Below are 12,402 nucleotides of genomic sequence, written 5' to 3'. Positions count from 1 at the left end.
GAGAAGGATACCGCAGCCCCGTCAATCGCGGCCACCGCCAGCAACCTGCCCATGAGCAACACCTTTCCATTGTGGTTTAAGTCACCGTAGCCACGCCACAACTCAGGGTTGCCGGAACCCCTTCGCCAATCGGTCATAGAGGATCACATTGACCGAGGCGGCCAGATTCATGCAGCCCTGGGTCGGCACATAAACCACATCTTTCACCGCGCCATAGAGGGCGGGATCGAGCGTGCCATCCTCCGGCCCGAAGATATAAAAAGCGCGCTCCGGATGGACATAGTCGGGGAGCGGCGTAGCGCCATCGATCAGATCAACCACCACGGGCACGCATCCCTGCGGGATAAACGCCATCAGATCATCCACCCCGAGCAGCGGGATCTTCTCCACCATCTGCTTGGTATCGGTGGCAAAACGGCGCGCCAGTTCGAAGCGGTTGCCGGTGTAGTAGACCTCATCCACCCCGTAACAACCCGCAGCCCGCATCACGGAGCCGACATTTTCCGGGGACTTGGGATTGACCAGCCCCACGCAGCAGAATGCACTCTTTTCCATCATCTCTCCTCATCTTGCGGCGACCATTATATGCCGCTGCGGGGTCATCGACCCGTTAAAAGTACCTCGCCAGGCTCAACGACTCGTCACCCCATCACGAATGTCGATTTTTTGTGCGCAAGCCGACAAATTTTGTACAAGTCGATAGCCAGCAAACGTTTCCCAGCAATAATAGACAAACGTTTGTAAATGGATGTTTGTCTATGACTGAGCGTGAACAAGAGATCCTCGCCCTGCTGCGTCAGGATCCCATGATTGCCCAGCAGGAGCTGGCCGATCGCCTCGGCATCAGCCGCTCCGCGCTGGCCAGCCACATCTCCAGCCTGATCCGGCAGGGATATGTGCAAGGCAGAGGTTATGTACTGCGAGAGGGTCCCTACGTGGTGGTGATCGGCGGTGCCAATATGGATATTTGCGGCACCAGCCACGACAACCTGCTGCTCGGCGACTCCAATCCGGGCAAGGTGCGCACCTCGGCGGGTGGTGTTGGCCGCAATATCGCCGAGAATCTGGCGCGGCTCGGCAGCGATACCCGACTGCTGACTGCAGTCGGCAACGACCAGTATGGTCATCATCTGCTGGAGGTAAGCCAGCGAGCCGGCGTCGATGTGCGCCAGACTCTGGTGCTCGATGGCCACACCACCTCCTGTTATCTCAGCCTGCATGATGGCAGCGGCGAAATGAGCTGTGCCATCAATGACATGGCCATTATCGAGCAGCTAACTCCTGCCCGCCTGACCCCACTCGGTGGCTTTCTCGGCGGTGCCCGGCTCTGGGTGCTCGACACCAATCTGGCCATTCACACCCTTGACTGGCTGTTCGAGCGGCAAGGTGAGCACGCCATCTTTGTCGATACTGTTTCGGTGGCCAAGGTAGAGAAGATCCGCCCCTGGCTCGGCAAGATCCACACCCTCAAACCCAATCGCAGCGAGGCTGAGCAGCTGTGCGGCATGACCATCGCCGGACCCGAAACCTGGCCCATGGTGGCCGCCTGGTTCCACCGCGCCGGGGTCAAGCGACTGTTCCTCAGTCTGGGTGAACAGGGGATCTTCTACAGCGATGGCGAGCAGCAGGGCCACCTGCCGGTGCTGGGCAGTCCGGTACTTAACGTCACCGGCGGCGGGGATGCCTTTATGGCTGGCCTCGCCCACGCCTGGCTGCAACAGCTCGACATTGCCCAGACCACCCGCTTTGCCCTGGGCTGCGCCGCCCTCACCGTCAATTGTTCCGATACCGTTTTTTCCGGTCTGAGCAAGACCGCCGTTGACCGCATACTGGAGGAGTACTCATGCTGAACACTTACCTCGATATCCAACCGGAAGTGGCTGCCGCACTGGCCGCCGGCAAACCGGTCGTCGCCCTCGAATCCACCATCATCTCCCACGGCATGCCCTATCCGCAGAATGTGGAGACGGCCCGTCAGGTTGAACAGGTGGTGCGCGACAACGGCGCCATTCCGGCGACCATCGCCATCCTCGACGGCCGCCTCAAGGTGGGTCTGGATGCCGGTGCGCTGGAAGCGCTGGGCCGGGCTGGCCACAGCGTGACCAAGTGCAGCCGCCGCGACATTCCGTTCGTACTGGCGCGCAAGGGGATGGGAGCCACCACGGTCGCCTCCACCATGATCATCGCTGCCATGGCGGGGATCCGGGTCTTTGCCACCGGTGGCATTGGCGGGGTACATCGCGGCGCGCAGGAGACCTTCGATATCTCGGCCGATCTGCAGGAGCTGGCGCAAACGCCGGTGGCCGTAGTCTGTGCCGGAGCCAAATCGATCTTAGATATCGGACTGACGCTGGAGTATCTGGAGACCCAGGGCGTACCGGTGATCGGCTATCAGACCGAAGAGTTGCCCGCCTTCTACACCCGCGAGAGCGGCTTCAAGGTTGATTATCGACTGGAGAGTCCGGCAGCCATCGCCGAGGCGCTTCGCCTCAAGTGGGAGCTGGGACTGGCGGGCGGCGCCGTAGTGGCCAATCCCATCCCGACCGCACACGCCATGCCGAAAGCCGATATCGACGCAGCCATTGCCCGGGCGCTCCATGAAGCGGACGAGCAGGGTATCAAGGGCAAAGCGTCAACCCCCTTCCTGCTGGCCCGCGTCTGCGAGCTGACTGGCGGCAACTCGCTCGCCGCCAACATCCAGCTGGTACTGAACAACGCGGCGCTTGGCGCCCGCATCGCCGCCGCGCTTTAATTGCACACCGATACCTCGCCATGTAAAAGAGGGCCTCGCGGCCCTCTTTGTTGTTTTTGCTATCTGCAACGCCATTGCAATGCTGTGTTATTGCAGTACAACGCGCCCATTGAGGGGCTGCACCGGCCGGTTGTTGGGGTGGTACATCACCGCCTTGAAGGCGTCGATCTGGGCCTGACTGACCTCAACCGGCTGCTTCATCACCAGCCAGCGCACTCCTTCCGAGCAGGGAGGCGTGGTGAGGGAACCGCTGAAGCGATAGTAGTCACGATTCTCGGGCAGCAGTTGCTCAGCAGAGAGCGGTGCCTTGAGAGTGTGAATATCCCCCACCTTGGCCGGTAGTTCACCCCAAGCTGCCGCCAGCGCTGGATTGGCCTTGCCAGCCTCGAACATCACCGCCACCACGGCGATCTCTCCCTTGTCACTGACGTGCACCAGATGCCCTTCCAGCGGATAGGATTTGCCCTCGATGAGGTTTTCACTCGGGGCGTGGAAGTGAAACTGCTTGAGCTCAAACCTGGTGCCATCGAGTTGCAAGGTGCTGCCCGGGGCATAACCGACCTGCACGGTGTGACCGTTGTTGACCACTGTGTTACCACCCGCCTGATAGTGAAGTACCAGCGGGGCCAGCTTGGCATCAACCAGCCCGTTCAGGTCAACCGGCGACTGATTGCTGCCCGCGCACTGACCAAACTCGGGAGTCAGCTTGGCCCAGTGGGTAGGCCCCGCCTCACCGCTATATTCCCAATGGGGGGTGGCAGCAAACACAGCAGGGCACAGCAACAGGGAGCAGGCCAACAGAGACTTTCTCATCATACATCCTTATCTTGATTGAAAAGCACGGCCATCCCTCTCCCGATCACGGAGCATGCAGGGATGGCAAATCTGATATGCGGGATACAGAGTGGCAGAGCGACTTTCTAATGGTAACGAGCACGGGCTGGTCAATCGGTTTGACCGCTACTCAATACAGAGTCGTTTGGCATGTATATGGTGAGGGATCGGCAGAGACAGTGAAAGGGGGTGAATTAATCAGCCAGCTATCCACGAATCGTCGGCAAGTGAGGGTCAAGGTTCAGGGTGTCACGCATTCATAACAACCATCGCTGGAGTCCGGCTCCCGCGATGGTTGCCGATAACGACAATTAACGATCGCGATTCAACGCGATCAGACGATCAAGAATCGCTTCACCATCTGCCCGCAAGCCGTTGTGCTCATACTCATTGGTGATCCAGGCACGGCTGTTGCCAAGGCCACGCAGGGTTTCGCGACTGTAGTCAAACTCCACATACATATCCTCGGCATAGACGGCGCAGGCTACCGGCACCTGGTTGCGGGCCAGCTGGGCCGGGTCATAGAGCACCCCCCAGTCCGCCTTGTTGGCCAGCAGATGGGCCGCCTCTTTCAGGGGCAGCAACTCGCGGAACTGCTCGAACATCCAGGGGTAAACCATCTCGCCGGTGAAAGCGAAATCCTTGCCGGGCACCCAGTTCACCGCAGGAAACTCCACTCTGACCCGATCCGCTGCCCAGCGAGTCGCCTCCCCTTCGGCGTAGATAGCCTCGTGCAGAATGGCAAACAGCGGGTTGGTATTGAATGGCTGCATGCTCTGCACCTGATAGAGAAAGGCCGGGCTCAGTTTGTCGCCGATAAAGGCCTCTTCCAGCAGGTAATAAAGCTCCTCAAAGGTACCCGTAGCACCGAGATCCAGCCCCTGCTGCTGGAACTGCTCCACCGTCAGGCGCTGGCCGTTGGGCAGTCGCACATCATGCTGGTGCAGATGGTTGGCCAGCCGGTTGGCAATCCCCTGAGCATGGGGGAAGCGGGCGAAGAAGGCTCGGTTCTTGTCAGCCACCCTCTGGTAGGTGGCGCGGTAAACCTCCTCGGCGCTGCGGCCAATCGGCGCGATGCCGCCGGTGATATAGACCTCCCGCAGGCTATCGGGGAAGAGCGAGAGATAGGTCAGGCAGCAAAAACCACCAAAGCTTTGCCCCAGCAGGCTCCAGCGATGCTTGGGGCTGAGCTCCTGCCGGATGAACTCGGCATCTTGCACTATGCTGTCGGCGCGAAAATGGCCGAGATACTCCGCCTGCTCGGTCGGTGTCATTTTGGCCAGAATCTGCCCGTGAATGGGGCTCGACATCCCGGTGCCACGCTGATCCAGCAGCAGCACTCGGAACTCCTGCAACGCCCGCTTGAGCCAGCCACTGTTGGCCGTCGGGCGCGGAGCCCCGAATCCCGGCCCCCCTTGCAGAAAAAGCAGCCAGGGCAACTTCTCATCGAGCTTGTCTTTACGGCAGAGGGTACGGGCAAACAGAGTAATGCTGTCGCCATCCGGCTCATCATGATCGAGGGGAACGGTAAAAAAGTGCGGCTCGCAATGAATGCCGTCCAATACATAGCTCAAGGGGCTGCTCATCTGGGGTCTCTCCGTCAGGATGGGAACATCATTGACCCCATCATATCCCCGCCCAGCCACAGGGTCACTCCGGTTTTCCAAAATGTTAACAATGGCTTAAAGGTCGAAACATCACCAGACAAGCCGCTCTTCAACAGTGCTGAATTAATTGTTTTGCAGGGGAGATTGACGCCATGGCGCCATTCAACAAAGATGGCTCGCCTGCACAGGAGTGCAGCCATTCAGGCCGACAAAATGGATAAGGGAATGTGATGAAACCGAAGTGGATCAGGGCCAGAAAAAGAGAGAAGAAGCCATGCCCTGGCAGCATGCTGCAGACCGGAATGCTGCTGTTCAGTGCCACCTGTGGCGCGACGCTCTTTTTGGCAGCATGCAACAGCAACTAGAAATGAAAAAGCCCGCTCGATTGAGCGGGCTTTTCGAATTTGGCTCCTCCTACTGGACTTGAACCAGTGACATACGGATTAACAGTCCGCCGTTCTACCGACTGAACTAAGGAGGAATTATGGTGCCCAGAGACGGAATCGAACCGCCGACACGGGGATTTTCAATCCCCTGCTCTACCGACTGAGCTATCTGGGCAACGGCGCGCATTAAACCCTTTCCAGCGCTGAGTGTCAACCATGATGGCACGATAAAAAGCGCGTTCGCTCAACAACCGAACGAAGCGGCCATTTATTATCCATTTCAGTCCTGTTTGCCGTACTTGCTGGCCTCTGAACACCCTGCAGGCTGCGCCAATATGATGGAAATTCGAGGTTCAGTGGGTCCGCCGCATTGAGCCGAATCCACTCTGCGAGTATGCTTTGCCGCAATGATACCGCCTGGAGGCAACATGAGTCTGAATATGCAAGAGTGGCGTGATGAGACCACCGAGATCGTCAACGAACTGCTGGCCGATGGCAGCAATCCCGATGCGGATTACGATATCGAGCACCACTTCGCCTGCCAGGATTTCGACCGTCTGGAAAAAGCAGCGGTTGACCTGTTCAAGGCTGGTTTTGAAGTGACCGATGCCGAAGAGATGGAACTGGATGACGGCGCCACCATCTTCTGCTTCGATGCCACCATCGAGTGCAAACTGAATGTCGAAGCGATCGTCGCCGATATCGCCAAGATGCTGCCCATCCTGGAAAAATACGGGGTGGATTACGATGGCTGGGGCACCTACTTCCAGGATTGATCCTGCCTCCATCGTAAAACAACAAGGCCACCTTGCGGTGGCCTTGTTGTTTCTGACGATCTCTCACGCCAGATAGCTGGCAGCAAACTCCGCCGGCGGCAGGGGGCGGCTGAACAGATAGCCCTGTAACCGATCACACCCCGCCTCGGTCAGCCACAACTGCTGCTCGGGCGTTTCCACCCCTTCGGCAGTGATCCGGATCCCGAGTTCATGGCCCAACCCGATGACTGACCGCACGATAGCGGTGGTCGCGCTATTGCTGGCGAGCCCCTGAGTGAAGCTGCGATCCAGCTTGAGGGTCGCCACCTGCAAACGCGGCAGATAGGCCAGCGAGCAGTAACCGGTACCAAAGTCGTCGATGGCCAGCTGAAAACCGGCGGCGATCAGGTTGTCGAGGTTGGTCTCAATCTCGTCGGCATTCTCCATCAGTACCCCTTCGGTGATCTCCAGCTCCAGCTGGCTGGCCTTGAGACCATGGCGGGCAATGCAGGCTGAGACCCGCTCACAGAGCGCCGGATCACGGAACTGTAGCGGTGAGAGGTTGATGGATAGCACCATATCCGGCTGCGCAGTTTGCCACTGCGCCAACTGGGCACACCCCTGCTCCAGCATTAACTGGCCAAGCTGACTTATGATCCCCATCTCTTCCGCCAACGGAATGAACTCATCGGGGGAGATCATCCCAAGCTCGGGATGCGGCCAGCGACAGAGCAGTTCGGCGCCATGCAGCCGATGGGTGCGGGTACAGATGATCGGCTGATAGACGGCAACCAGCTGGGCGGACTTGATAGCGAGCGGCAACTGGGCGGCGATCAGCTGACGCCGCTTGAGCCGGGCATGCAGCTCGGGATCAAACAGGGTGCAGTACTGTTGCTGCCGTTTGCCCTGCGCCAGCGCAGCCTCGGCATGACTGAGCAACCGCTCGGCATCGCTTGCCCGCCCCTGGGCCAGCCCCAGAAACACCGGGATCTGGATGCGATGATCTTCCACCTGATAGTGCTCCATCAACTGCTGCTGCAGATGCTGGCTCCACCCCTGCAATGGCTCATTGAAATCCGGCAGCAACAGGCTGAAGTCATCGGCAGCGACCCGACAGAGCAGGGAACGCGGCGGTACCAGCTGCTGCAACCGCTTGGCAACCTGGCTCAGCAGGCGGTCGGCAATCCGGATCCCGAAGCGATCGTTGATTTCACGAAAATGGTGCAGATCGACCAGCACCAGTGTGGCACTGCGTCCCCCAAGATGGCGGCTGGTCTGCAAGAACCGGGAGAGTTTGAGCAGTCCAGTCAGACTGTCGTAGTGCTGCTCCTGCTGCAACTGCGCCTGAGTGGTGCGCAGGCCGGTAATGTCACGCCCCAGCGTCAGGATCCCGAGGGAGTGGCCGTCACCATCGGGGACATCGACCCGGGTGATCTCCATGTGTCGCCCCTGCCCGCTGGCATCCAGCAGACAGCACTCGCCATGCCCCATCCCCTGCGGCGCCGCCAACCGGAACGGCAGCTGCTGACCCAGCACCTCATCCGCCCCTTGGCCGATAAAGTCGAGAAACGCCTGATTGCACTCCAGCAACACCCCGTTGTGATCATCAAAACGGATCAGGTCAGGAATGGCATCGAGCAGAAAACGCTGCAGCAACTGCTGCTGTTTGACCGTTTGTTCCAGGCTCTTGCGCTGGGCAATCTCATTAACCACCCCGAACACTGCGCAAGCTTCCCCCTGCGGAGTGTAAAGAGGCACCTTGTGCACCTCCATCCAGCAGGTATTCCCGCCCCGGTTGCAATGAAGCTGCTGATACAGCATCGGCACGCCTCCGGCAAGCAGCTGCTCATCCTCACTGCGAAAGAGATCGCCCCATGGCATCTCAGCATCTGTCTTGCCGACTACCTCGGCAGGCGACTCCAGCTTGGCTTCACGGGCGAACTCACGATTGGCGAACAGGTAACACCCATGACTATCTCGACAGAAGATACTCATTGGCAATTGGTCGATGATCTGCTGCAGCAGATCCGGGGTGAGCATGTTGGTCACAGGGGTGCTTATGGAGGAATTTCGAGCAAATCTATGATAGCAAACCAATTTTGTAAAGCACCCCGATCACCTCCCCATAACATCGAACGCTGGATGGTTGCTGACAGAGATTGTCGCTCCGGCGATAATAGGCGCCGGTTGGCCAATGGCCTGGTGATATGGACGAGAGAAACAAGATGAAAAAGATTATGGGGAGCGCATTGGCGCTGCTGCTGGTTGGTTGTGCTGGTGACAATAACGGCGGTGAGGAGTATCGCTACAACCCGCCAATTGCCAAGGCAACCAACAACACTCAGGAAATGGCGATCCCGGTGGATCTGGTGTGGGCTCGCGCCGAGAAGTGGTTCACCGATCACGGCCTCACCATCGAAAACAGCCAGCGTGGCTCCGGCCTGATGACCGCCAACGTCAACCAGTCAGCCGACGGGCTGGAGTGGCTGGACTGCGGAACTATGGGTTCCAAAGTTGCACTGGGCAACCCGAACCTGCAGATCAACCTGATCATCACCCAGAGCGGCAACAGCAGCGTGGCCACGGTCAACGTCAAGGGCAACACAGAGCTGTTCTTCGTTGAATCCTCAGGCGAGCGCGTACCGGCCCCGTCCATCAAGCCGGTCTGTGTCTCCCGCGGCACCCTGGAGCAGAGCCTGTTTGCCACCCTCGGCAACTGATTTCTCTTCCCTGCAAAGATAAAAAAAGCGGCAGATTGCTCTGCCGCTTTTTTATTGCGTAGTTGTTAGTGCTTACTGTTTATCAATATCGAGCATGTTGTTGGCCAACATGTAATCGATCACCTGGCTAGCCGTTGCACCACTATTACCGGTCAGAGAGCCAAAAGTGTGACCAGACAACACAATCTCCTGGGTCACAGAACCACCCACCGAATCACTAACCTTGAGATGCACACCTTGGCTATCTGCAGACACAGACAACAGATTTTTAAGCAATGACTCTGTTTTAGACCCATCATGATCCAGCAGGTCACTCAGATCCAGCTTGTCGCGCAGCGTCGGATCACTCAGGCTCGGTTTGAAGTCCGTGACAGTATCAACCGTCAACTTACCTGATTCGGTATCCCCCTTGTTCCACACGAAGATATCCGCTCCATCGCCACCGGTCAGTATGTCGTTGCCCAGACCACCGCTCAGAGTATCGTTGCCCATGCCGCCGCTCAGAATATCGTTCCCGGCACCACCATCCAGCTTGTCGCTGCCGGTGCCGCCATAAAGGATATCCTTGCCATCGTCACCGTAGAGCTCATCGTCACCACCCTGGCCAAACAGGATATCGTCCCCCAGCCCCCCGTGCAGCTTGTCGTTGCCCCCCCGGGTATCGCCCGCCACATCAAATGAGTTGGCATTCCCCTTGATGTACTCGTAAAGCTCAAGGGAGCTGGGTGCATAACCGTTTTTCAAGGTCAGGAACTGGGTCAGACCATCCAGTCCCTTGCCATCAACCCAATCTGCCGGTTTGGCTGGGTTGCCAGCCGTGCCCCACGGCAGGTGATCAGTATTGATGGCATCCCCGAACAGGATATCGTTACCCGCGCCACCGTGCAGGACATCGGCCCCCACTTCGGCAGGAGTGTTGGTGGTCGAACTGCCGACCAGAACGGCCTTGAGCTGATCTGCCGTATTGATGATGTCGGGCTGACCAACTGGCGGACGCCCACCTATCACCTTATTCAAGTTATCGATCTTCAGGGTAGCCGTTCCTGAGCTTCCCCACTCGTTTATGGTAAAGACATAACGGTAATCGCCCGCAGCCAGCGCACCGCTGTTGATTGTCCCCACTGAGGTCACCGCAGCACCGATGTTTACCCAGGCAGTACCGTTCCAGCGTTGCAGCTGCACCGAGAAACTGTCTGCGGAGCCGACATCACTACCTTTGCTCAGGTCGAAGCGCAGACCGCTACCAGCCGCCAACGTCATTTTTTCGCTAGCAAATACCGACGCATCGTTTTTCGCATTGTCCGTCAATTCCAACCGACTACCGACCCTTGTGACACTCCCAAAGATATCGCCGGCTAGGCTCCAACTACTCGCGCTCCATGGCCCCGTATTGCTGGAAAAATCATTCAGTAACAGAGCATTCTCATATTTAGTGCCTGAGCCAGTCACCTGCGTATTGTCAAAATACTCCAGATTTTCCTTCTTCACGCCATTACCGATGCCGATCGCCTTGACCTCGCTTTGCCCGGACAAATGTCCAAATGCATCGATAGCCTTTTGCATCGCATCAGATTCAGATGCATTACTGTTCCCATTATAAGCTGTTGGATCACCATCGGTCAGGAAGTAAGTGACATTCTCAAAGGTCAATCCGGAACTGCTGCCAGGCTTGCTGTTAAACCACTGGGTAGCCTTGATAAAGGCATCCTCATAGTTGGTCGCACCGCCAGCAGACAACGAGCTGACCTTGTCGATAAATGACTGCACATTACTCTTGGACAGATCGCTAATCGTCAAGAGTGAACTTGCCCACTCATGAAAGCCTATGAGCGTCACGTTAACGACACCATCATGGTCCGCCAGCTGATTGGCCAACGCTTTCAGGGCGTTAATCGTCAACGTCATTCTGTCTTTACCCGTAGCAGGGTATTGGCTGCCATCCAATCCCCATTGCATGCTACCCGACGTATCAACGATCAGCGCGATATTGTAGTTTTTACCCGGTTCAACAGAGGTCTTGATACCACCTATATCTCCCAGCAATACATCATCACCACGCCCACCCTCGACAGGTTTGTCTGACGTACCATTGTCCCCATTCGGGTTAGTGGGCTTGACCATAAAGCCGGTATCCGCTTCGGTATATTTCACTTCACCGACTATCGGCTGACCATTCATGTCATACTCTTGCGAGCCTGCCACCACGGTCACCTTGATATTCTGGCTACCGACAGGCAACTCCACCTGCAGCGACAATTTCCCGTCTCTATCCAGCATGCTGGCCGGTACTTTCCAACTACCATCGGCTTGCAGTGTGCCACCCGAAAGCACAGTACCCTGTGGCAACCCCTTGATAGTCAACTCGGTAAAATGTTCGCTGCCATCGGTATCGATCAAATCGACATCAACCTTCAAGGTCGCCAGATCTGCCACCTTAGTCAGGTTGCCATCCTTGAACTCATACTTGCCATCTTGCAGATAAAGGGTCTCAACGCTGTAAAAATCATGGTAAGTCAAAGCACCGCTAATCGGGTCTTTATACACGAGACTGTAATCAAAGCTCTGTGAGCCACTAGGCTTAATCAGCTTGAGATCCTTCATCGAGCCCGGCATATAGGCCACATCCAGACCATCGCCACCATAATATGATGTAGAGGCCTTCAAGCTCTGGGCAATCAGCGTATCGTTGCCGGCATCGCCATGTAGAGTGACCGACGCAACAGCATTTTTACCGCCAATCAATATGTCATCCCCATCGCCACCGATCAGATAATCAACATCACTCGCACCACCGATCAGAATATCATCCCCCACCCCGCCATCGGCCAGGAAGCTATCGCCACTGCCGTATTTGATGGTGTCATGGCCAACACCGCCTTGAACCCAGCCGCCATTACTGGAAACCAGATAATCATCTTTGTTAGTTGGCGACGTAGAAGGCGTCTTGCCATTCAGGCCGGACACAATCTGTTCCACCTTCACCGCTCCCGGCACAAACCCGCCACTCACCAGCTCAACCTTCAGCGTCACGCCGTCAACCACCGGCGTCATGGTCAGCGTCAGTGTCGAGCTCGCGCCGGTGTTGGTGGTGTAACCCACCACCGGCAGGGCTCCGGCGAAGTCTTTCACCGGCGTGAAGCTGTAGCTGCCATCACTGTTCACCACCAGGGTGCCCTTGCCCGCCAGCTCCACGGTCGCACCGTTGGCACCCACGGTGTAGTCGGTACCGTTCACGGTGATCTTGCTCACCGTCAGCGTGTTGTCCACGTCACTGTCGTTCGCCAGCAGACCACCAGCCTTGCCCACCACCAGCGGGGTGTCTTCGGTCACCGTGTTGCTGTCCGGCGC

The 12,402-nt window shown here is 57.5% G+C and carries 9 protein-coding genes and 2 tRNA genes; 4 read left to right on the top strand and 7 right to left on the bottom strand.

Annotated elements, in window-relative coordinates:
* Window positions 1-102: 102 nt before the first annotated feature.
* Complete coding sequence (locus AB5Z05_RS18725) at window positions 103-555, bottom strand: RNA methyltransferase (RefSeq protein WP_005335311.1); 453 nt, start codon at window positions 553-555, stop codon at window positions 103-105.
* 203 nt (window positions 556-758) lie between these two features.
* On the opposite strand from AB5Z05_RS18725, the gene AB5Z05_RS18720 reads away from it, so the two are divergent.
* Both AB5Z05_RS18720 and AB5Z05_RS18715 read left to right on the top strand, forming a co-directional pair.
* Window positions 759-1,850 carry a PfkB family carbohydrate kinase gene (locus AB5Z05_RS18720; RefSeq protein ID WP_362773104.1) on the top strand — a complete coding sequence of 364 codons (1,092 nt, stop codon included), beginning with the start codon at window positions 759-761 and terminating at the stop codon, window positions 1,848-1,850.
* Window positions 1,844-2,752 carry a pseudouridine-5'-phosphate glycosidase gene (locus tag AB5Z05_RS18715; protein ID WP_368152693.1) on the top strand — a complete coding sequence of 303 codons (909 nt, stop codon included), beginning with the start codon at window positions 1,844-1,846 and terminating at the stop codon, window positions 2,750-2,752. The genes AB5Z05_RS18720 and AB5Z05_RS18715 overlap by 7 nt, the downstream gene beginning before the upstream one ends.
* An 87-nt stretch (window positions 2,753-2,839) precedes the next feature.
* Here AB5Z05_RS18715 and AB5Z05_RS18710 read toward each other — a convergent pair whose 3' ends face one another.
* The 4 genes from AB5Z05_RS18710 to AB5Z05_RS18695 form a co-directional block, all read right to left on the bottom strand.
* Window positions 2,840-3,565 (bottom strand): carbonic anhydrase, encoded by a 726-nt coding sequence (locus AB5Z05_RS18710; protein WP_368152758.1) that lies wholly within the window; start codon window positions 3,563-3,565, stop codon window positions 2,840-2,842.
* 332 nt (window positions 3,566-3,897) lie between these two features.
* Window positions 3,898-5,172: an alpha/beta fold hydrolase gene (locus AB5Z05_RS18705; protein ID WP_368152690.1), complete on the bottom strand. Its 1,275-nt coding sequence runs from the start codon at window positions 5,170-5,172 to the stop codon at window positions 3,898-3,900.
* A gap of 426 nt (window positions 5,173-5,598) precedes the next feature.
* Window positions 5,599-5,674: transfer RNA gene (locus AB5Z05_RS18700), tRNA-Asn, on the bottom strand.
* Between the two features lie 4 nt (window positions 5,675-5,678).
* Window positions 5,679-5,754: transfer RNA gene (locus tag AB5Z05_RS18695), tRNA-Phe, on the bottom strand.
* Between the two features lie 265 nt (window positions 5,755-6,019).
* Between AB5Z05_RS18695 and rraB the strand changes: the two genes are divergently transcribed.
* Complete coding sequence (gene rraB / locus AB5Z05_RS18690; RefSeq protein WP_026034893.1) at window positions 6,020-6,355, top strand: ribonuclease E inhibitor RraB; 336 nt, start codon at window positions 6,020-6,022, stop codon at window positions 6,353-6,355.
* 63 nt (window positions 6,356-6,418) lie between these two features.
* Here rraB and AB5Z05_RS18685 read toward each other — a convergent pair whose 3' ends face one another.
* Window positions 6,419-8,374 carry an EAL domain-containing protein gene (locus AB5Z05_RS18685; RefSeq protein WP_368152756.1) on the bottom strand — a complete coding sequence of 652 codons (1,956 nt, stop codon included), beginning with the start codon at window positions 8,372-8,374 and terminating at the stop codon, window positions 6,419-6,421.
* Window positions 8,375-8,559: 185 nt separating this feature from the next.
* On the opposite strand from AB5Z05_RS18685, the gene AB5Z05_RS18680 reads away from it, so the two are divergent.
* Window positions 8,560-9,054 (top strand): hypothetical protein, encoded by a 495-nt coding sequence (locus tag AB5Z05_RS18680; protein ID WP_005335330.1) that lies wholly within the window; start codon window positions 8,560-8,562, stop codon window positions 9,052-9,054.
* Window positions 9,055-9,126: 72 nt separating this feature from the next.
* On the opposite strand, the gene AB5Z05_RS18675 is transcribed toward AB5Z05_RS18680, so the two are convergent.
* On the bottom strand, window positions 9,127-12,402 hold a 3,276-nt coding region (locus tag AB5Z05_RS18675; RefSeq protein WP_368152687.1), incomplete at its 5' end, for a type I secretion C-terminal target domain-containing protein.

This window comes from Aeromonas sp. R2-4 (assembly GCF_040908365.1).
Taxonomy (GTDB): domain Bacteria; phylum Pseudomonadota; class Gammaproteobacteria; order Enterobacterales; family Aeromonadaceae; genus Aeromonas; species Aeromonas veronii.
This window is presented reverse-complemented; position numbering and strand designations above follow the sequence as displayed.